This window comes from Sinorhizobium sp. CB7 (assembly GCF_041357635.1).
Lineage (GTDB): Bacteria > Pseudomonadota > Alphaproteobacteria > Rhizobiales > Rhizobiaceae > Rhizobium.
In genome coordinates this window covers 166,764-188,014 of the sequence record NZ_JAULLL010000011.1, presented here as the reverse complement: position 1 = coordinate 188,014, position 21,251 = coordinate 166,764, and the positions used below count along the sequence as shown (strand labels likewise).

The window sequence follows — 21,251 nt, the reverse complement described above, 5'->3', positions numbered from 1 at the left end:
GGCTCGAAGGAGCACGCTGGCAACCCATTCTGGAGGCTGGCTCCCGCAAGCTCTTTGGCTGAGGTGGCCAGTTCTGCGAAACCAACCGATCGCTCATCTGGACGGCTGCAGCCAAGGTCTCTTTGTCAAATGGAGGCAGGTCTTCAATCATCGCTTCAAACATCTTGAAGGGTTCCCAGCTCATCCACAGTCCTCTCACGCCATACGACGGCGGCCATCGTTCGACGATTTGCTTTGAATGATCTCGACTACCTGTCTGTCATCAGTCCAGACCGTCTCTAGCCAGGCCTTGAACGCGCTGATCTTCGGCGAACGGAGCCGAGACCTAACGTAGGTGAGGCTGTGGCAGCCCATATTGGGTCCCGTCATGCCGAATGGCAGAACGAGATTGCCCTTCTCGACGTCGCGCTCAAGCAGGCGGTAGCTCTCGAGGCAGACCCCTCTGCCCTCCACAGCCGCCGCGATCGACATGAACGCGTCACGGAACCGCGGGCCACGCGTAAGGTCAATTTCGAGATTGTGGTCCTTGGCCCACTGGTGCCAGCTGTATAGTGTCTGCTCCGATCGGATCAAAGCTTGGCCCAGAAGATCGGACGGCTTTCGGATGGCCTTTTCTCCCGATGCGATTTCCGGCGAACACGCGACTACGATCGTCTCCAGGGGAAACTCTTCCGCAGCGATCGATCCGAGCTTGGGAACGCCGCCGAAGCAAATGTCGACGTCGACCGAACCGTCGTTCAGCTTGGCCGGATCCGACGATGAGAGCAACCTTGTCTCGATGTTCGGGTAAAGTTCCTCAAACATCGGCAGGCGCGGCATCAACCAGAGCGATGCGAGGCTCGGAACGCATCCCACACTGAGAACGTCGACGCTATTGCGCCTCGACACCTCGTTCGTCGCGTGCTCAATAATCGAGAGCGCTTCCGCAAGATCGCGATAGTATCGCTCGCCGATATCCGTGAGCGACACGTTGCGTCCGATACGGTGGAACAGCTTCTCCCCGAGGTCCTCCTCCATAAGGCGAATCTGGTGACTGATCGCCGAGGGGGTGAGTTGGAGCTGCGCCGCCGCCTCTAGGAACGAGCCCAAGCGGCTGGCTGCTACGAACGACTGGATCGCGCGTATCGAGGGAAGCGCCGTCATGAGGTCTCCCAGTCCCGGGCGCGCGCGCCGCCCGACTGCGCGAATGCGTTCGTCATAATGAGGCTACCTTCCGCTGCGCCCGCTGTCCGAAGTCGGAACGCACCTCCTCGCCTGCCGCAATGCGTTTGATATCGCCGAGGACCTCGGAGAAGTTGCTTCGGCCGGAGGTGCCGAATCCCATGTAGACCTGCTTGTAGAGCTGGTAGAGCATCTCATAGCGCTCGCGGGTCGCCGGATCCGGGTCGAACCTCTTGAAGCCGACGCACATGGCCGCTTGAGCCGTCTCGATGCTTCCGTGGTCCTTCGATGCAAGGCTTGCGAAGATACCTGATCCCAGTCCGGTTGGCAGGCCGTCGGGCACGAGGATCGGCTTGCCGAGCACGTTGGCGTAGATCTGATTGAGCAAGGCGTTCTTCTGCGGCACGCCGCCGGCGTTGATGACCCGGTTGACGGGAACGCCGTGCTGTTCCATCCGCTCGAGAATGATACGCGTGTGGAACGCCGTTCCTTCGATCGCAGCATAGAGCTCGTCCTGTGCAGTGTGCCCCAAATGCCAGCCGATCGTCATGCCCCCAAGATCAGACCTGACCAGAACGGTGCGATCACCATTATCCCAGGAAAACCGCATGAGGCCCGTCTTCCCGCCCTCAATCCTCCCAAGGCCCTCGGACAGTTTCGAGACCGTCGTTGATGCGCGGCGAGCAATAGCGTCGAAAATGTCTCCCGTCGCGGATAGGCCAGCCTCGACGCCGACTAGGTCCGGATGGGCGCTTCCCGGCACTACGCCGCAAACTCCCGGAATCAGCTTGACGCGCTCACTCACCGCGATGATGCAGGTCGAGGTCCCGATCACGTTCACGACATCGCCCAAACGGCAGCCTGCTCCAATTGCGTCCCAGTGCGCATCGAAGGCTCCGACCGGGACCGGAATTCCCGCGGTCAATCCGAGCTTCTCCGCCCATTCGAGGCTCAGGCGGCCGGCAACCTTGGCAGAAGTCTGGTAGGTCCCACCGATCTTCTCCCGAACTCCATCGAAAAGCGGATCGACGCGTGAAAGGAACGCCTGGGACGGCAGCCCGCCCCACTTCGGGTTCCACATCCACTTATGGCCCATCGCGCACACGCTTCGAACCACCGCGGAGCTGTCCGTGACACCTGTCAAGACGGCGGCAGCCATGTCGCAATGTTCCAGCGCGGTGCCGAAACGGTCGCGGAGTCCGGGATTGTGCCGGAGCCAGTGGAGAAGCTTGGCGAATCCCCACTCATGCGAGTAGGTGCCCCCGCACCATTCGATGGCTTCGAGATGGGTCTCGTGCGCGGTCGCCGTGATTTCCTCGGCCTCGGCCTTGGCTCGGTGGTCGCACCAAAGATAGTAATCGCTGAGCGGATTTAGATTCCGATCGACAGGGATCACCGATGACCCTGTCGTGTCGACAGCAATCGAGCGCACCGTCGTCGAATCGATCCCGCACTCGACAGACACGCGCCGCATGGCCTGGACCAGACCGTCCATATGGTCGGCATGCGATTGCGTCGCTAGGTCGGGCTCGGAGCGGGATCTGCCGAGCGGATATTCTGCGATGGCGGTGCCTAGAGGGCCTCGCTCCGTATCGGCGAGCGTCACGCGGACGCTCAGCGTGCCAAAATCAACACCAGCTACAATCGACATCGTCATACCTGCTTTGATCGCGCGGGCTGGCCGTAGGTGGCCGACTTTCCGTGCTTTCGTTGGAAATGCCGATCGAGGAGTGCCGCCGAAATTTCGAGACTCTCCTGGCTGATCTGGCGTGAATGGAACGCGATCCTGGCGACCGCCTCCAGCATCTCGGCGTTGTGAACCGCGTCGGCTGCGTCGACACCCCAGCAAAACGGGCCATGATCGTTGACCAGCGCCGCGGGAATCGCGAGCGGATCATTGTTGCCGAGTGCTTCGGCGATCACCCTCCCGGTGTTCCGGACGTAGTCCTCGCGGATCTCGGCGTCCGTCAGTTGCCGGGTCACCGGAATGGTGCCGTTGAAGTAGTCGGCATGGGTGGTACCCATCGCCGGGATCGCACGGCCGGACTGGGCCCAGGCCGTGGCGTAGAAGGAATGAGTGTGGACGACCGCGCCAATCGCCTTGAAGCTCTTGTAGAGCTCGATGTGGGTGTCGAGGTCGCTCGACGGGCGCATGTCGCCGTCGATGATGGTGCCATCCAGGTCGGTGACGACGATGTCGCTAGCGTTCATCGCCTTATAGGAGACGCCGCTCGGCTTGATGGCGACGATGCCGTTGTGGCGATCGATGGCGCTGACATTTCCGAACGTGGAAATGACGAGCCCGCTTTCATAGAGTTCGAAGTTGGCGTCGAGGACGGCCTTGCGCAGTGCGGAATACTTCACGTTCGCCACCTCTTAAGCCTTCCGGCTGCGGTTGAAGCGGTCGGCTGCGACGGCAACGAGAATGATGGTGCCGATCACGATCTGGTGCCAGAAGGTGTTGACGTTCAGCAAGTTGAGGGCGTTGCGAACGACCGCCATCAGAACGGCGCCGACGACTGTTCCGAAGAGCGTCGCGCGACCGCCGGACAGGCCGGTGCCGCCGATGACGACCGCGGCGATAACGTCCAGCTCGTAGCCTTGTCCCGCCTCCGGCATCGCCGATTCCAGACGGGAGGTCAGCATGATCCCGGCGAAGGCGGAGAGCGCCCCCGCCAGCACGTAGACTGCGATCTTGATCCTGTCCGTGGGGATACCCACGAGCCGCGCCGCATCGGGGTTGCTGCCGATCGACAGAACGAAGCGGCCGAAACGGGTGTAGTAGAGAAGATAGTAGGCCGCAACGAACACGATGGCGGTTAGGATCACAGGGACTGGAATGCCCGCGAGATAGCTCTGGCCGATGGCGCGGAAGGCCGGATCCGAGGCGCCCGTGATCGGGATGCCCTGTGTGTAAACCATGACGACGCCGCGGCTGACGACCATGATCGCCATCGTCGCTATGAAGTCGGTAATCCCTACCTTGGTGATCAGGAAGCCGTTGACGAGGCCGATGAACGCACCGAGCGCGAGGCCTGCCAAGCAGGCGACGGGAACGGGGTATCCGAGAACGAGAACATTGGCGGTGACAAGCCCGGTCAGCGCGAGCGTCGAGCCGACGGAGAGATCAATGCCCCGCATGCCGATGACGAAAGTCGCACCGAAAGCAATGACGGCTATGGGCACTGCCTGCCGCAGGACGTCAGTCATGTTGCCGAAGGTGAAGAAACGGGGAGCCGCGAAACCCAGCCCGATCAGAAGAATGACGAATGCGACGTAGACACCAGCGTTGCCGCTGGCGCGGCCGACCTTGAAGCCTAGCCGTGGACGAGTGACTGCAACTTCAGCCATTGATGCCTCCCATGGTGTTCAGGGTTTCCGGCGGCCTGACCGAATGCAGGGCCAACGTCTCTTCCTTGGACGTGGCGGCATCGACCACCGTGGTGATTTTGCCTTCGAACATCACCGCCACGCGGTGGCAAAGTCCGAGGAGTTCGGCGTTGTCCGCCGAGACGACGATTACGGAGCAACCGTCTTTGGCAGCGGCCTGAACCAGTGCGTAGACCTCGGATTTTGCTCGGACGTCGACACCTCTGGTCGGCTCTTCGAGGAGCAGGACCTTCGGCTGGGTCAGGAGCCATCGGGCGAGCATGACCTTCTGCTGGTTGCCGCCGCTGAGCGACGCGATCTCCGCCTGCGGGCCGTCGCATTTGACGCCCAGCTTGGAGATGTAGTCTCCGGCAATCTCTCTCTCGCGGGCCGGCTTCAGTGTGACTTTGCCGAGAACACCGAGGTTTGCGATAGACAGATTCCAGCCCACGGAATGCTCGGGGAAGATCCCTTCCACCTTGCGCTCGGCGGGCAGGAAAGCAAACCGTTCCCTGATCGCGTCGGTGACGTCGACGATGCGGGCATCCTTGCCGCCGATCACAACGGTCCCGCTGTCGTAGGGCCGCTGGCCGAAAAGGGATCGTAGCAGAGCGCTCTTGCCTGAGCCCTCCAGCCCGGCGATGCCGAAGATCTCGCCCTTCGAGAGCGAGAAGGAGATATCCTCGAAGGCTCCGGCCTTCGAGAGGCCCCGCAACTCCAGAGAGGGTTCGGACCTCGCAGGGACACGGGGAGGAAACTGTTTGGACAGCGATCCGCCAATCATGGCGCTGACGACTTTGTCGACGTCGAGATCTGCGACCGGGAGGTCGGCGACAGTGCGCCCATCCCGCAGAACCATCACTCGGCTGCAGATGCCGAGTAGTTCCTTGATGCGGTGCGAAACATAGATGATCGCCTTACCAGCAGCCTGAAGGCGCTTGATGATGGCGAAGAGTTGCTTGCGCTCGACTTCCTCGAGAGCCTCCGTTGGCTCGTCCATGATGATGATGTCGGCGTTGGTGCTGAGTGCCTTGGCGATTTCCACCATCTGGCGGTCTGACAGGCTGAGTTCTCCCACCGGGCGGTCGACGGGTACGTCGACACCGAGTTCGTCGAACAGGATGCGGCGTGCTTCCTTGCGCATGCGGGCGTGCGCCAACGGAGCAAGCACGAAATCACTGGTGCGCAGTTCCCGGCCCGCGAAAATGTTCTGGGCGGCATCGAAATCGGGGAACAGACTGAGTTCCTGGTAGATGATGGCAATGCCAGCGTCTGCTCCGGCCTTCGGATCAGCGAGCTCGACAGCCTTGCCACGCACCGAGATCGTACCGCCATCGCGACAATATGCTCCGGCAAGGATTTTCATGAGCGTGCTCTTCCCCGCTCCATTTTCACCGACCAGGCCGAGCACTTCACCCGCGCTTATGGCGAGGTCGATATCGCGCAGCGCGACCGTGTTGCCGAAGCGCTTGCCGATACCCTTCATTTCAAGCAGCGGATTGTGGGTCATCTCTAAGATCCTCGGAGTGAGTGCGGCCCCCGGCGTGGGGGCCGCGTCGTGATCACATCTTCTGCTGGGGGACGTAGACGTAGTCACTCTGGTCGAACGCCTTGATGTTCTTGGCATCGTAGGTCTTGGGCGCGACGAAGATCTTCTTCGGCAGCGGATGACCCTTCATCAAAAATTCGTCGACGGCACGGATGATGTTCCTGCCTTCTTCCTTGGCGCCCGTATCGACCGTCGCCGCGAAGTCGCCCGTCAGGATCGCGTCGTTGGCCTCCTTCATGTTCTCGTAGCCCACGATCGCGACCTTGCCGTTCAGGCCCTTGGCCTTGAGTGCCTGCAGTCCGCCGAGTGCCATCTCGTCATAGAGAGCGACAAGCACTTGGATGTCCGGATTGGCCGTGAACATGTTTTCGGTCACCGAAAGGCCCTGGGCGCGCACCCAGCCCGCTGGCTGCTGAGCCACGATTTTGAAGTTCGGATGCTTCGAGATGATCTCGTTGAAGCCCTTCATGCGCTGGCTCGTGTGGGGACCGGGTAGGCCTTCGAGGATGCCTATCTTCACTTCCTTGTCGCCATAGGTGTCGACGAGCCACTGGGCCTGCGCGCGGCCGCCGTCCGACTGGTCGTAGCCGATGTCGCTGACATAATACGGGTTGTCGGCGACCGGGGAGTTGAACAGGAAAATCGGGATGCCCGCTTCCGTCGCGCGACGGATGGACGGCAGGAGAGCGCCTTCGTTGTATAGCGCGACCGCTATGGCATCGACACCATCGTTGATCCAAGCCTCCATGGTTCTAATCTGGTCATCCGTGGCCGACTGACTGCTCGGAGCCTGAACGAGCAGATCGATCGTGTCCGCGCCGCCGCGCTTGTCGATCTCTTCCTTCACGCCTGCAAGAACGCGCTGATAGTAGGTGTCCATAGCGGTCGGAAGGAAGCCAACCTTCAGAGGGCGGTTGTCCTTTTTGACCGGCTTCATTTCCTGACCTGTCGGCTTGATATCCTTGTTCAACAAGATCCCGGGAAACACTGCATTGTAGTCGGGATCCTGCGCGAACGCAGGGCTGAAGCTGACGGTCGCCATCAGGCTGAGAGCGGCGGCAAGCACGGTACGTCGTTTGAAAATTGTCACGAGGTTCCTCCCTTGTTGTGACAAGACACACTCCTCCTGTCCGCGGGACGATCCCGCGGAGGAATTCATTGAAGCGATGAAATCAAAGGCTCAGAGGCCAGGCGCGATGGTGAAAACCATCCGGATGGGATTGGAGCCGTAATTCAGGCACTGATAGCTGACGCCCCCCGGCAGGAAGAACGCCTCCCCGTCGCGGACGTGGAATGTCTCGTCGCCATCGGCGACGTAAAAAGTGGCCGGGCCTTTAAGGATGTAGAAGATCGCGTCGCCATCGTGGCTGTTCGGTTCGCTCGCCCTGGGACCAACGCCGCCGACCGGGATCACGATCTCTCCGACGTGCATGCAATCGTTGGTCACGCACAGCTCCATCAGGACAGGATGATCCTGCCCGAAGATGAGATTCACCCGATCCTCGCGGGCAACCTTCACGAGGTCACCCTTGGTCCTTGCCTCGGCGCCATCGACCGGGTAGTTCGCAAGCTTTTTCAGGCTCATTCGGCAGCCCTCCGTTCGGACTTGAAGAGACGCGTTGCACCGAAGTAGCCAGTAGGCGGACCCTTCTCGTCCCAAATCCGGGGCGCTATGCAGAAGAGGATGACCGCTGCCTTGTCAGTGAAGTTGTAGCCGCGATGCGGCACGCCCATCGGTATGAGGATCGAGTCCCCCGGCCCCATCCGCTCGGTCTGTCCGGTTTCCGGGTTAAGCAGGTGCACCTCGCCCTCGAGGACGTAGTAGACCTCGTCCCCCGCATGGATGTCAGCGGGGTCGAAGTTGCTGCCCGGCGCCAGCTGGTAGATGCCCGTGGTCATCTTGTCGGTGCTGGCAAGCAGGTAGTTCAAGTCGCTCGAATAGGGCTTGTTGCCCGTATAGATGAACATCTTGAAGCGGTCCGCCGTCAGATGATGGGGTCTCTTCTCGTCCGGCGGGAACGGAAAGTTTCCAAAGTATGCGGGAATGGTCATTGCGGGAGCCTCAGGTCCTCAGTTCGGAGAGCAGCGCCTTGAGGAGACGCCAGGTGGCTTCGACGGTGGTGTGGTTGAGGCGTTCGCGCGTCGTGTGGACGTCGAACGCCTCCGGTCCAATCGAGAGCATGTCGATGTCCGGCACCTTCTTCCGGAAGAGACCGAGTTCAAGGCTCGAATGCGAGACTTCGACGTGCGGCTGCTCACCGAATTCCCGCTCGTATGCCGCACGTCCGGCCGCCAGCATGCGGGACTGAGGGTTGTACGGCCACTCCGGGCAATCCGCGAATGTCTCGACCGATGCGCCCAGCCCGATCACTTCCGAAAGCTGCCGGATGCGATCGACGATGTTGTAGCGGCGCGAGCTGACCGCACTCGGGATCGTCGAGGTGATCTCGATGCGCTCCTGGTCGTTGGAGATAAGTGCGACGGTGTTAGAGCTCTCAACGAGGTTGTCGACAATAAGGCTGCGGCTCTGGACGCCATTCGGCAACAGGCACATTGCATTGACCGCGCCTGTTGCGACCTTCTCCGAGAAGACGGAAAAGAACAGGCCCGGGTCTTCCTCAAATGTGATCTTCAGGTTCGGATCGCTTGTCGAGTATTCGGCCGCGATGGCTGCAGCCTCCGCTTCGATCTTGCTGCGCAAAGCCCCTGATACGGAGCGATCAAAACTGATAAGCGCTTCGGCTTCGCCTGGAATGACATAGCGGTTCACGCCGCCTTCAACTTTGGCGATGCTTACGTCACCTTCCTTGATCGCGAGGCGGAGCAAGCGACCGAGCAGTACGATCGCGTTCGCCCGCTCGAGATGAATATCGAACTCCGAATGGCCGCTGCTAAGGCCCGATACACGCAGCCGTGCAGCTTCTTGTCCGTTAGGACGCTCGGACCATTGCAGCGGGATTCTGAAGTGCGCGGAGATGTCGCCGGCGCAGCCTGCGAACAGCGACTTCGGGTCATGCCAGTTCATGTCGAGCAGGCGCTTGCCTGTCAGTTTCGTGCCGTCGAAATGCTGAGCACCGCCTTTGCCGACTTCCTCCTGAACGGTCAAAACCACTTCCAGCGGCGGATGCGGGATGTCGTCGGAAGCGAGAAGCGACATGGCGAACGCAACGCCGACCGTGTTGTCGGCGCCGAGCGTGGTTCCGGTTCCATGGATGAAGTCGCCGTCGAGGCGGAGCTTGATGCCTTCGTTCTCGAAATCATGTTCGACCCCTTCATCGCTTTCGCAGACGATGTCGGTATGGCCGTGCAGGATAAGCGTCGGGGCATTCTCGTAACCGGGCGTTCCAGGCTTCTTGATGAGAAGGTTCCAGATTTCGTCTTGATAGACCTCAAGACCGCGGGCACGGGCAAAGTTAGCGATATGGTCGCTGACCTGCTTCTCGTTGTAGGATCCGCGCGGGATTGCGCTTAGCTCCTCGAAGAAGCGAAAGAATACCGCTGGCTCCAGACCGGCCAGGACAGAATTGGTTTGAGGGTGCACGACTTTGTTGGCAGATACGCTCATCTGCTCATCCTCCCTTTGTGAACATTGGGCAGTACTTTCCCGTCTTCGGAATCGCGTTCCAAAGGATAATCGTATGATTGTACTGCGCTTCGCTTGGACCTACCCGGGTGAGTTCCTTCCAGTCACCCCTGGAGCCGAACCTTGTTATTTTCGGAATTCAAATTCAAACGCATATTTTGGCGAAATAGATGAGCAATTTTCATCTGAACTCCGCAATGCATGCGCTAACGCATACATTAATGCGGATGGCCGTGGCGTGTGCAAGTGGCGGAGCGCGAATTCTGCTCAATGCAACGCTGAATTTTACTTATCAGCCAGCAGTCTGCTTACTCCAAATGAGCGTGGATCGCCGAAGGCTCGGATCTCGGAATGAAGCCTGCCATCAAGCCACCGGGTGAACCTTTTCCGTTCGCCCCACAATTCAGATTAGCAGCCGCCTGTACCCCTTGAAGGCAACGCCCGTCTGTATAGTTGTAGCCCGCACTGCAACCGCAAATTTCCCTCATGTCTCCCAGGACTTATCTCGCGCTCGTTTGGTGGTCTTGATGGTCTCAAGTCCGACTAGCAGGTTGACTCCGTCCCAAATTGGATTAATGTATACGTTACCGGATGCGAAGACGTACGCATTCGCGGTTCACTCGTTGGGAGGAGTCCAATGAACGTAGAAATTCGCAAGCCAGTTCGTAGCCTGATGGTGGTCGCCGCCCTCGCTCTCAGCGCATCATATGCGCCCAGCGCGTTTGCGATCGACATCGACCAGCAGATCAAGGATATCGAGAGCCATCCGGCCAAGGGACCGAACGGCGAAGAGGCTACGCTCGCCAGCGATCTCAAGCTGTCGCCAGACGAGATCGAGAAGATCAAGGCCAAGCACGCCAAGGCCGCCATCGTGATGCACTACACGGCATCCGACTGGGCGAAGGCCCAGATGGCAGGACAAAAGAAGGCTCTTGAAGAGCTTGGCATCGAAATCGTAGCCACGACCGACGCAGGCTACCGCGCCGAACAGCAGGTTTCCGACATTGAGAGCGTCATGGCCCTCAAGCCGGACGTTATGATCACCGTCCCGGCCGAGCAGTCTGCCACGGCAGCAGCCTACAAGAAGGCTGCGGCTGCAGGGATTAAGATCATCTTCCTCGACCAGACAGGCGCCGGAATGGTTGCCGGGAAGGACTACGTCAGCCTGGTTTCCTCGGACAACCGCGGCATGGGCAAGGTCGCCGCGCTACTCATGGCCAAGGCTCTCAATGGCAAGGGGGATATCGGACTGATTCCGCACGCTTCTGACCTCTTCGCCACGAAGGAGCGCCTCGTGGGCTTCAAGGAAGCAATCAAGGATTACCCAGATATCAAGGTCGTGCAGGAAACGGGCGTCGGCGGTCCGGACTTCTCCAGTGAATCTGAGCGCGTAGCCTCCGCCATGCTGACCGCACATCCGAACCTCAACGGCATCTGGGCTGTATGGGACGTTCCGACCGAAGGCGTGCTCTCGGCAGCGCGTGCGGCAGGCGCCTCCAAGGATCTCGTGATCACGACGTGCGATCTGGGTGTGAATATCTCGCTCGACATGGCCAAGAAGGGCTATGTGAAAGGCACGGGCTCCCAGCGTCCGTACGGCGCAGGTTATGCCGAGGGCATCCTTGCGGGATACGCTCTCCTTGGAAAGGACGCACCTCCATACGTTGTGCTCCCTGCGCTTGCGGTTACCCGCGACAACCTGATCGAGGCATGGCCGCAGTCGAACGGCGACCAAGCTCCGAAGATCCTCACCGACGCAATGAACTAAAGGTGCGCGGGAGCGACTCCGGTCGCTCCCGTCCCCCGGCGGCGGACAACGACCATGAAACCTCAATCAATCACCGAAAGCGTCGCGGCCGTAAGGATGAGCGACGTCCGGAAATCGTTTGGCGGCGTGCACGCATTGCGCGGTGTCAGCCTGACGATCCAGCCTGGAACCATCCATGCGCTGGTCGGGGAAAACGGCGCGGGCAAGTCTACCCTGCTTAAGATCCTGCAGGGTGTCGTCACACCGACAGAGGGATCCATCGAGGTCTTCGGCGAGCACATGTCGTCGAACTCTCCGGAGAACTCCCGCAGGCTCGGCATTGAGATGATCTTCCAGGACCTTAGCCTGATCCCCACGCTGTCGGTTGCCCAGAACATCTTCCTGAACCGCGAGCCCCGCCGCCTGTCGATCTTGGTCGACGAGCGCCGGGAAATCGCACAGGCAGCAGAAATCATCGGACAGCTCAATCTCAGGGTCGATCCCCGGACACCTGTTTCCGAACTCAGCCCTGGCCAGGCCCAGCTCACCGAGATCGCGAAGGCCATCCACCAGAAGGCCAGGATCTTGATCCTCGACGAACCGACCTCGTCGCTGAGCGCACAGGAAGCCGACACTTTGTTCGGCATGTTGAGGAAGCTCACCGCCGCGGGAACAGCCGTAATCTACGTATCGCACCGCATGACCGAGATCATGACCATCGCGGACGAGATCACGATACTGCGTGACGGTCAGAACGTGACTTCCGGAAGGACTTCAGAGTTCACGCTTGACTCGATCGTGCAGCACATGGTCGGCAAGCGTGTTACGGGCTTCCAGTACCAGGCGCGCCCCATTAACCGCAGCGACAATCCAGCGCTGACCGTGCGTGGCCTTTCCGGGCCCTCAGGAAAGCCCAGCGATGTCAGCTTCGACGTTCACAAGGGCGAGATTGTAGGGATCGCGGGCCTCATGGGCGCAGGCCGGAGCGAACTCGCCCGCCTCCTCTTCGGCGTCGACAAGAAGACTGCGGGAACCGTGGAGCTCAGTGGGAGGGCCGTGGAATTCAAGTCGCCTTCGGACGCGATTAAGGCTGGCATCGTGCTCGTTCCCGAGAGCCGGCACGACGAAGGCCTCGTCGTCGAGCATAGCGTCGGCGAAAATCTCGGCCTGCCGCAGATAGACCAGCTCGTCCGCGGCCCCTTCATCGACCGTCGGCGGGAAGGTTCGTTGACGTCCGATCTCATCAAGCAACTTAGGATCAAGACGCCCTCTGCGGAAAACAAGGTGAGGAACCTTTCCGGCGGAAACCAACAGAAGATCGTCATTGCGAAGTGGCTGGCTACCAACCCTTCGGTGGTCATCCTCGACGAACCGACGGCGGGCGTCGACATCGGCTCCAAGTCCGAAATCGTCGAACTGATCCGCAGCGTCGCCTCGTCCGGCAAGTCTGTCATCGTCATCTCGTCCGAGCCAGCCGAGTTGCTGGCAACTAGTGACCGAATCCTCGTCATGAACAACGGACGGCTCGCGCGCGAGATCGAACGCGACGAAATTGAGAGCTGGGCCACCAGTGCTGGCGATGAAACGCAATCTCCGCTGATCCGCACCGAACTCGGTCTGCAGGTCGCGATTCAGAAGGCAACCCAAAATGTCCACTGAAGTCAAAGTCTTGAAGCCAGCGGCTGACTCACAATCTCTCCGCAGACCCTGGCACAGCAACTGGCGCGATTACGTCGTCTATATCGGCTTCGTCGTCATCTTCATCGTGTTTGCGATCCTGCTGCAGGACCGCGGTTTCCTTTCTTCGAACAACCTTCTGAACATCCTGCGGCAGACGGCGATCGTCGCGATCGTATCCATGGCGATGTCCTTCGTTCTCTCCGCAGGCGAAATAGATCTCTCCGTCGGCGCGATCGCTGGACTGTCATCCGTGATCGCTGGCCTGGTGCTGACGCATTATGGCCTTGTCCCTGGCATTCTGGCGGGTTTGGCGCTCGGTTTGCTGGTTGGCGCGATCAACGGCGGCCTCACAGCTTATCTCAGCATTCCGTCGTTCCTAGTGACGCTCGGCATGATGGGGATCGCGCGCGGCGTCGGAATGTGGGTGAGCGGCACCTCCCCTGTTCCGATCATCGATGACACGTTCATCTTCATCTTCGGCTCCGGCAACATCGGTCCCGTACCCGTTCTCGTCCTGTGGGTCGCCGTTCTCGGCACCATCGCCCACATCGCGCTGCGCAAGACTCCATTCGGCCGCAAGGTGATGTCCGCAGGCGGCAACCCGACCGCAGCCCGCTACAGTGGCGTTGATGTCCGAAAGATCAAGTTCCAGGTGCTGCTGCTTACCGGAACAGCCGCTGCGATCGCTGGCATGCTCTATGCCGGACGCCTGCAGTCGGGACGCTTCCAGCTTGGCGAGGGCGACGAGCTGTCGGTCATTGCAGCCGTGGTGCTTGGTGGAACCAGCCTCTTCGGAGGACGCGGAACCGTGATCGGTTCCATCGTCGGCGCCCTGCTCATCGGTGTCATCAACAACGGGCTTATCCTTGGCGGTCTCGACTACAGCCAGCAGCTCATCGCCCGCGGGATGCTCATCATCCTCGCCGTGGCGGTCGGCCGCAGCCGCTAACCAGAACAGATATTCAGGAGGAATATTTCAATGCGAGTAATAGTGACAGGCGGAAGCGGCAAACTTGGCCGGGCCACGATCAAGGATCTTCTCGAGAACGGCCACGACGTCGTCAACGCCGATACGGTCGAGCCGCAGTCGAACACGTGCCCGTTCATCAAGGTCGACTTCGAGGACATGCGGGCGACCATGGAAGCCATTGCTGGCTACGATTGGAATCATGACCGGAAAACCGATGCCGTCGTGCATCTGGCGGCCGTCCCGATGCCGGGCCGTGTTCCCCCGGCCGAAGTCTTCCGGGTGAATACGATCTCGACCTTCAACGTGTTCGAATCCTGCAGGCTGCTCGGCATCAAGAACATTGTTTGGGCATCAAGCGAGACGCTGCTCGGCATCCCTTACGCGATCAAGCCGGACTACTTCCCTGCCGACGAGGAGTATGAATCCCGCCCCGAAACGTCCTATTCGCTCTCCAAGCATCTCGGCGAGGAGATGGCCAAGCAGTATTGCCGCTGGAACAAGGATCTCAAGATCGTCTGCCTCCGCTTCTCTAACGTCATGGACGAGAGCGAATATGCGGGCTTCCCGGACTTCGAGAAGGATCCAGGCAGCCGTCGCTTCAACCTGTGGACCTACATCGACGCCCGCGACGGCGCGCAGGCCATCAGGCGTTCGCTTCAATGGCAGGGTACGGGTGCCGAAGTGTTCATCATCGCTAATGACGATAGCGTGATGAGCACGTCAAACGAAGAGCTCGTGGCCAAATGGTATCCGGGCGTTCCGTTCAAGCGCCCGGCCCACGGGACCGAAACCTTGCTGTCGATCGAGAAGGCTAAGTCCGTTCTCGGATATCAGCCTGAGCATAGTTGGCGCAGATATGCCGAAGGCTAAGCAAACCAGCCAGACCAGGGGGAATCACATGGCGTCGACCAGTCAATCCGAAACGGCCGAGATCAGGGAGGAATCCTTTGCGAAAACTATGACCGCGACGGCTCACCTAAAGCTTCGGCAGCTTATCTTGAACAACAAGTGGCCGCCGGGCTTCCAGGCAACCGAGCAGGAGGTCGCTTCTCAGCTCGGCATGAGTCGCACCCCTGTCCGCGAGGCGCTCATGCGCCTGCAGCAGGACGGTCTCGTTTCTGTGATCCCCCGCCACGGCATGCGTGTTCTTCCCGTCTCGACGGCGGACATGAAGGAGATCTACGAGATCCTCACGTCCCTCGAAAGCACGGCGGCCGAGCTCGCCGCCGGGCGCGGCCTTTCCGACGAGCAGCTTCATGGTCTGGAAAAGGCGACCGCCGACATGGATCATGCATTGTCGGAAGACGATCTGGAAGGCTGGGCACAGGCCGATGCACGGTTCCACGAACAGCTCTTGGAGCTGGGCGGAAACCAGATGCTGAAGTCGGTCGTGCTCAACTTCATCGACCGGGCACATCGCGTTCGGATGCTGACTTTGAAGATGCGTCCGAAGCCGGTGAATTCCACGCGCGAACACGCCGCTCTGGTGGAGGCAATTCGCGCAGGAGACCGCGAGAAGGCAAGAAACATTCACAGGGCGCATCGCGAGCGTGCGGGCACGGAACTGCTCGCGCTCCTCGAACGCCTCGGGCTCAATCATCTTTAGAATAGGCTGAATAATGTCATCCCTGAAAAACTCGTTCAAGATCGCAGTCCTTCCTGGAGACGGTATCGGCCGCGAGGTCATGCCCGCTTGCCTCGAAGTTATCGACGCTGCCATAAAGGTGGCTGGCGCACCAACGATGTCCTTCGAAACCCATCAGGCAGGCGCACAATTCTACGCCGAGTCCGGGGAAGCCCTGCCCGCGAGCGCTCTTGAAGCATGCCGCAACGCCGATGCGATCCTTTTCGGCGCCATGGGCTGGCCAGACATCCGCTTCCCTGATGGCACGGAGATCATTCCCCAGCTCGACCTGCGCATGGAGTTCGGCTTATTCGCAGGGGTACGTCCCATCCGCTGGTTTCCGGGACTTCCAAAGGTGCTGTCAGATCCGCGTGCAGAAGGGATCGATTTCGTCCTTATCCGCGAACAGACCGAGGGCCTGTTCTACGCCCGAGGCCGCGGTGAGATCCGGGACGACCAGGAAGCTTACGACACGATGCAGATCACCCGCGCGGGTACCGAGCGGGTCACCGAATTCGCCTTCCAGCTCGCCGCGCAGCGCAAGCGCCGTGGGAGGCCCGGTGTCGTTACCTGCGTGGACAAGGCCAACGTCTTCAGCTCGATGGCCTTCTTCAGGAAGATTTTCGACGAAGTGGCAGAGAAGCATCCGGACGTCCAGAGGGACTACGCCTACGTCGATGCGCTTGCGCTCAACATGGTGAAGAAGCCCTGGGCCCTCGACGTCCTTGTGACTGAGAATATGTTCGGTGACATTCTGTCCGACCTCGCAGCCGGACTGATCGGCGGCATGGGAATGGCCGCCTCCGCCGACATCGGCGAGCACTACGGACTGTTCCAGCCCGCTCACGGAACGGCGCCGGACATCGCCGGGAAAGGCGTCGCCAACCCCAGCGCCATGATCCTGTCGGGAGCAATGATGCTCGACTGGTTGGCGGTGAAGCATTGCGAGCCGAAACTTGCTGATGCCGCGCGTCTTATCGAGGCTGCGGTCGAGCACACCCTCTCCACGAAGACCGCGGTTCCGATGGAATACGGCGGCGGAGCCAACTGCGCGGACATGACCCGCAGCGTCATCGGCGCGCTCGGCGCTGTCCGGAAGGAAGTCGCATGAGCGCGGCCGCTTGCCCCGGATACGTCGTCGTCGTTGAATTCATCGTCCGGAGCGAGTTCGCAGAGCGCTTCTACGCGGCGATAATCGAGAACGCCGCCAAATCGCTCCGTGACGAACAGAATTGCGAAGTGTTCGACGTCTGCCGCGATCCAAAGCGACCGGAGCGCATCTACCTCTATGAAGTTTACGGCTCACAGGCTGATTTCGACTTCCACCTGAAGACGCCGCACTTTCTCAGCTTCGATGAGACCGTTCGCGACTGGCTCGCCGAAAAGCACGTCGAGACGTTCGAACGGGTGTCGTCAGGAAAGAAGGAATAATTGTGATGTCCGTTATCAAGGCGATTGTCTTTGACACTTTCGGCACGGTCGTCGACTGGCGCGGTTCAATCATTCGCGATCTTACGGCATGGGGAAACGCCCAGGATATGAGCGTCGATTGGGCCGATCTCGTCGACCGCTGGCGTGACCGCTACAATCCGCAGAAGGCGCGCGTGCGAAGCGGCGAGCTGCCGTGGACAAACCTCGACGAACTGCATTTCGATGCACTTAATGCGGTTTTCGACGAGATGGCACTCCCCGAGTTTGATCAAGACCGGATGATGCATATCAACAGGGTCTGGCATCGTCTGGAAGGCTGGCCGGACGCCTCGCGCGGCCTGCACAGGCTGAAGACGAAGTTCATTATTGGCCCCCTGTCGAACGCCAATGTCGCCATCCTGGTCAACATGGCGAAGCACGCAGACCTCCCTTGGGACAACGTGTTCTCCTGCGAGTTATTCCAACACTACAAGCCCGATCCCGAGACCTATCTCGGTGTCTGCAAGCTCCTCTATCTGGAGCCGGACGCTGTCATGATGTGCGCCGCGCACAACTACGACCTGGCCGCCGCGCGCAGCCTGGGTCTCCGAACCGCATTCATCGCAAGACCCACCGAATACGGCGAGGGTCAGACAACCGACCTGACGGCCGAGCAGGACTGGGACTACGTCGCCGACGATCTCGAAGACCTTGCTCGACAGCTCGGATGCTAGAAGAGAGAAAGACAATGCAGACATACAAGATGTTCATCGACGGCCGCTGGGAGGACGCTGCCAGCGGCGAGACCTTCGAGACGAAGAACCCCTTCAACGGCAAGGTCTGGGCAGCGATCCCGAAGGGCGGCAAGGAAGACGCCGAACGCGCGATCGAGGCTGCGTACCGGGCCTTCACCAGCGGCCCATGGCCGAAGCTCACCGCCAGCGCACGCGGTCATCTTCTTCGACGCCTTGGTGACCTCATTGCAGAGAACGCCGAGCATCTCGCTCGGATCGAGGTCACTGATAACGGCAAGCTCATCAACGAGATGCTGTTCCAACTCAAGTACATTCCTCAGTGGTACTACTATTTCGGGGGTCTCGCCGACAAGATCGAAGGCGCGGTCATCCCAATCGACAAGCCGGAGACTTTCAATTTCACCCGGAATGAACCGCTCGGCGTGTGCGTGGGCATCACGCCGTGGAACTCCCCCCTTCTGCTGCTTGCTTACAAGCTGGCGCCCGCGCTCGCTGCCGGGAATACTTTTGTCGCAAAGCCGTCCGAGTTCACCTCCGCCTCCACATTGGAATTCGCCAAGCTTGTGGAACAGGCAGGCTTTCCAGCGGGCGTCTTCAACGTCCTCACTGGCTTCGGTGCGGATGTCGGCGAGACGCTGACCACGCACAAACACGTCGCCAAGATCGCCTTCACGGGCAGCGAAGGCACCGGACGCAAGATCGGCGAACTCGCAGCTCGCAACTTCAAGAAGGTCACGCTCGAGCTCGGCGGCAAGAGTCCCCACATCGTCTTTGATGACGCTGAGATCGACAACGCGGTGAACGGCGTCATCTCAGGCATCTTTGCAGCGACTGGCCAGACCTGCATCGCGGGTTCGCGCCTTCTCGTCCAGCGCAGCATCCACGACCAGTTCCTGGAGAAGATCGTCAATCTCGCCAAGACGGCGCGCATGGGCGACCCGCTGTTGACGAACACGCAGGTCGGCCCTGTGACGACACCGCCGCAGCTCGAAAAGATCCTCGGATACATCGATATCGCTAAGAACGAAGGCGCGGAATGCGTTCTCGGTGGCGGCAGACCAAGCAATCCCGAACTTTCCAACGGATGGTTCGTCGAGCCAACCATCTTCTCGGGCGTCCGCAACGACATGCGGATCGCTCAAGAAGAAGTCTTCGGTCCCGTGCTTTCGGTAATCCCTTTCGACACCGATGAGGAAGCGGTGCATATCGCCAACGACACGAACTACGGCCTTGCCGCCGGGTTCTGGACGCAGGACATGCGCCGCATCCTCAAGGTCTCGGCAGCCATCCAGGCGGGCACCGTCTGGGTGAACACCTACCGCGTCATCAGCTACATGTCGCCGCTCGGCGGTTACAAGCACTCCGGCATCGGACGCGAGAACGGCATGGCCTCGATCCAGCAGTACATGCAGACGAAGAGCGTGATGATCTCGACGGCCGAGGACGTTGCCAACCCCTTCATCATGAGGTGATCCATGGCAATCTCCGGAAAGGTGCTCGTCGGCTGCGTCGCAGACGACTTCACGGGAGCGACGGACGTCGCCAATATCTTCGCACGTGGCGGGCTGAAAGCCACAGTCGTCATCGGCATTCCCGCTGACGACCGAGAGATCGACGCCGACGCCATCGTCGTCGCGCTGAAGACGAGGACGATCGCCAAAAAAGCGGCGGTCGAGGAGTCGTTGAGCGCTCTCCGTTGGCTTCGCGAACGGGGTGCGGAGAAATTCTTCTTCAAGTACTGCTCGACCTTCGACTCTACCGCCGAAGGTAATATCGGTCCGGTAACGGACGCCTTGCTGGCAGAGCTGGGCGAGAACTTCACGATCGCATGCCCCGCGTTTCCAGCAAACGCACGCACGATCTACAAGGGCAACCTGTTCGTCGGCGACGTTCCGCTGAACGAGTCCGGGATGCGGAACCATCCGCTCACGCCGATGACCGATGCGAACCTCCTGCGGGTGCTTGCGCCGCAGACGAATGCAGAGGTTTCGGGCTGCTACTACGATACCGTGAAGCTTGGCGCAGCAGCCATCGGAAAATGGCGTGAGGGAGCAAACAAGGGCGCGCCTCAGATAGCGGTGGTTGATGCGATAAGCGACGGCGACCTCGTCGCGATCGCATCCGGGTTTGGGGGGCTGAAGCTCTTCACCGGAGCATCCGGTCTCGCCTACGGGCTGACACATTTCCTCGGTCAGGGCCAGGATCGCCGCGAGGAGCCGCTTGCCCTCGGCAGGGAAGGGCATCGCGCGGTCATCTCCGGGAGCTGCTCCGTCGCAACCAACGGCCAGGTCGCCGTGATGCTCGTCGACCACGAGGGCTTCCGCGTCGATGTCTCAAGCCTTGCAGAAGGCCACGACGTCGTCGGCGAGGCTCTCGACTGGTCGTTCAAGCGGCTCGGCCGGAAACCGCTCCTGTTCTACGCCACCGCTAAGCCAGACGAGGTGAAGGCGAACCAGAGCAGGATGGGTGTCTCGGAGTCCGGCGACCTCGTCGAGAAAGCCCTGTCGGAAATCGCACGCAAGCTTGTCGAGAACGGAGTGAACGAGCTGATCGTCGCCGGCGGCGAAACCTCGGGCGCAGTCGTGAAGTCGCTTGGCGTCGACCAACTTGCTATTGGAAACGAGATCGCTCCCGGCGTTCCTTGGGTCGGCGCGACCAGCAATGGACGGCAACTTTCCCTAGCACTCAAGTCCGGCAACTTCGGTGGCCCGCGTTTCTTCATCGATGCATGGGATCGTCTCTGATGACCGCGACGATATCCGAGGAAACGAAGGTTCGAGACGAGATCGCCGACGTTGGCAAATCTCTCTTTGACCGTGGTCTGACAGCTGGGTCGACCGGCAACATCAGCGTCCGACTCTCAGATGGTCGCATGCTCATGACACCAACCAACGCGTCGCTTGGCGGCCTCGACCCCGCAAGACTCTCCCTGTTCTCCGCGGACGGCATTCACGAGAGCGGGGACAGGCCGACGAAGGAGGCGTTCCTTCACCAGTGCATGTACTGCGGCAAGGACGGGCGACGCGCTGTCGTGCACTTGCATTCAACCTATTCGGTGGCCGCCAGCGTTCTCAAAAGGGTCGATCACCAAGACGTCCTGCCCCCATTGACCGCGTACTACGTGATGCGCGTCGGCGCCCTGCCGCTCGTGCCGTACTTTCCTCCCGGAGACCAAGCCCTGGCGGCGGCGGTGGGAGCCGCCGCCGCGGATCATCATGCAGTGCTGATGGCAAACCATGGCCCGGTCGTCGCAGGGAAGACACTCACCGAGGCCCAATACGCAACGGAGGAGCTTGAGGAAACCGCCAAGCTCTTCTTGCTGCTGCACAACCACGAAATCCGACCGCTTACGGAGGAGCAGAGGAGTGCCCTAATCGATCCGTCGAAGTGACCGGCTGGAGGG

The 21,251-nt window shown here is 60.4% G+C and carries 20 protein-coding genes; 11 read left to right on the top strand and 9 right to left on the bottom strand.

Annotated features, from left to right (window positions below; translation table 11 throughout):
* Positions 1–195: 195 nt before the first annotated feature.
* The 9 genes from AAE029_RS21640 to AAE029_RS21600 form a co-directional block, all read right to left on the bottom strand.
* Positions 196–1,143 carry a LysR substrate-binding domain-containing protein gene (locus AAE029_RS21640; protein WP_371074955.1) on the bottom strand — a complete coding sequence of 316 codons (948 nt, stop codon included), beginning with the start codon at positions 1,141–1,143 and terminating at the stop codon, positions 196–198.
* Between the two features lie 52 nt (positions 1,144–1,195).
* Positions 1,196–2,812, bottom strand: coding sequence for a ribulokinase (locus AAE029_RS21635; protein ID WP_028754325.1), 1,617 nt, complete (start codon positions 2,810–2,812; stop codon positions 1,196–1,198).
* A 2-nt stretch (positions 2,813–2,814) separates the two neighbouring features.
* Positions 2,815–3,525, bottom strand: a complete 711-nt coding sequence (gene araD, locus AAE029_RS21630) for an L-ribulose-5-phosphate 4-epimerase AraD (RefSeq protein WP_371074954.1) — start codon at positions 3,523–3,525, stop codon at positions 2,815–2,817.
* Between the two features lie 12 nt (positions 3,526–3,537).
* Entirely contained in the window at positions 3,538–4,512 is a 975-nt protein-coding gene (locus AAE029_RS21625; RefSeq protein WP_371074953.1) for an ABC transporter permease, read from the bottom strand.
* Entirely contained in the window at positions 4,505–6,040 is a 1,536-nt protein-coding gene (locus AAE029_RS21620; protein ID WP_371074952.1) for a sugar ABC transporter ATP-binding protein, read from the bottom strand. The genes AAE029_RS21625 and AAE029_RS21620 overlap by 8 nt, the downstream gene beginning before the upstream one ends.
* A 52-nt stretch (positions 6,041–6,092) precedes the next feature.
* Positions 6,093–7,169 (bottom strand): sugar ABC transporter substrate-binding protein, encoded by a 1,077-nt coding sequence (locus AAE029_RS21615; protein ID WP_371074951.1) that lies wholly within the window; start codon positions 7,167–7,169, stop codon positions 6,093–6,095.
* A 90-nt stretch (positions 7,170–7,259) separates the two neighbouring features.
* The gene (locus tag AAE029_RS21610) at positions 7,260–7,664 is read right to left on the bottom strand and encodes a cupin domain-containing protein (protein WP_371074950.1); all 405 of its coding nucleotides are present in this window, start codon (positions 7,662–7,664) and stop codon (positions 7,260–7,262) included.
* Complete coding sequence (locus tag AAE029_RS21605; RefSeq protein WP_028754319.1) at positions 7,661–8,131, bottom strand: cupin domain-containing protein; 471 nt, start codon at positions 8,129–8,131, stop codon at positions 7,661–7,663. Before AAE029_RS21605 ends, AAE029_RS21610 begins: the two co-directional genes overlap by 4 nt.
* A 10-nt stretch (positions 8,132–8,141) precedes the next feature.
* A complete protein-coding gene (locus AAE029_RS21600) occupies positions 8,142–9,644 on the bottom strand; it encodes an aminoacyl-histidine dipeptidase (protein ID WP_371074949.1) in 1,503 nt (500 codons plus the stop codon).
* Positions 9,645–10,299: 655 nt separating this feature from the next.
* Here AAE029_RS21600 and AAE029_RS21595 point away from each other — a divergent pair.
* From AAE029_RS21595 to otnC, 11 genes are read left to right on the top strand one after another with little or no spacing between them, the layout of a single operon-like run.
* A complete protein-coding gene (locus AAE029_RS21595) occupies positions 10,300–11,430 on the top strand; it encodes a substrate-binding domain-containing protein (protein WP_371074948.1) in 1,131 nt (376 codons plus the stop codon).
* A 54-nt stretch (positions 11,431–11,484) separates the two neighbouring features.
* The gene (locus AAE029_RS21590) at positions 11,485–13,068 is read left to right on the top strand and encodes a sugar ABC transporter ATP-binding protein (protein WP_371074947.1); all 1,584 of its coding nucleotides are present in this window, start codon (positions 11,485–11,487) and stop codon (positions 13,066–13,068) included.
* Positions 13,058–14,038, top strand: a complete 981-nt coding sequence (locus tag AAE029_RS21585; protein ID WP_112434807.1) for an ABC transporter permease — start codon at positions 13,058–13,060, stop codon at positions 14,036–14,038. Before AAE029_RS21590 ends, AAE029_RS21585 begins: the two co-directional genes overlap by 11 nt.
* Before the next feature lie 30 nt (positions 14,039–14,068).
* Positions 14,069–14,929, top strand: coding sequence for an NAD(P)-dependent oxidoreductase (locus AAE029_RS21580; protein ID WP_112434808.1), 861 nt, complete (start codon positions 14,069–14,071; stop codon positions 14,927–14,929).
* A 28-nt stretch (positions 14,930–14,957) separates the two neighbouring features.
* The gene (locus AAE029_RS21575; RefSeq protein ID WP_028754312.1) at positions 14,958–15,665 is read left to right on the top strand and encodes a GntR family transcriptional regulator; all 708 of its coding nucleotides are present in this window, start codon (positions 14,958–14,960) and stop codon (positions 15,663–15,665) included.
* A 13-nt stretch (positions 15,666–15,678) separates the two neighbouring features.
* Positions 15,679–16,794, top strand: coding sequence for an isocitrate/isopropylmalate dehydrogenase family protein (locus tag AAE029_RS21570; RefSeq protein ID WP_371074946.1), 1,116 nt, complete (start codon positions 15,679–15,681; stop codon positions 16,792–16,794).
* On the top strand, positions 16,791–17,114 hold the full coding sequence (locus AAE029_RS21565; RefSeq protein ID WP_371074945.1) for a putative quinol monooxygenase: 324 nt from the start codon (positions 16,791–16,793) through the stop codon (positions 17,112–17,114). Before AAE029_RS21570 ends, AAE029_RS21565 begins: the two co-directional genes overlap by 4 nt.
* A 2-nt stretch (positions 17,115–17,116) precedes the next feature.
* Positions 17,117–17,827, top strand: coding sequence for a haloacid dehalogenase type II (locus AAE029_RS21560; protein ID WP_371074944.1), 711 nt, complete (start codon positions 17,117–17,119; stop codon positions 17,825–17,827).
* Between the two features lie 14 nt (positions 17,828–17,841).
* Positions 17,842–19,320, top strand: a complete 1,479-nt coding sequence (locus AAE029_RS21555; RefSeq protein WP_371074943.1) for an aldehyde dehydrogenase — start codon at positions 17,842–17,844, stop codon at positions 19,318–19,320.
* Between the two features lie 3 nt (positions 19,321–19,323).
* Positions 19,324–20,592, top strand: a complete 1,269-nt coding sequence (gene otnK / locus AAE029_RS21550; RefSeq protein WP_371074942.1) for a 3-oxo-tetronate kinase — start codon at positions 19,324–19,326, stop codon at positions 20,590–20,592.
* The gene (gene otnC / locus AAE029_RS21545; protein ID WP_371074941.1) at positions 20,592–21,239 is read left to right on the top strand and encodes a 3-oxo-tetronate 4-phosphate decarboxylase; all 648 of its coding nucleotides are present in this window, start codon (positions 20,592–20,594) and stop codon (positions 21,237–21,239) included. The genes otnK and otnC overlap by 1 nt, the downstream gene beginning before the upstream one ends.
* The last annotated feature ends 12 nt before the right edge of the window (positions 21,240–21,251 follow it).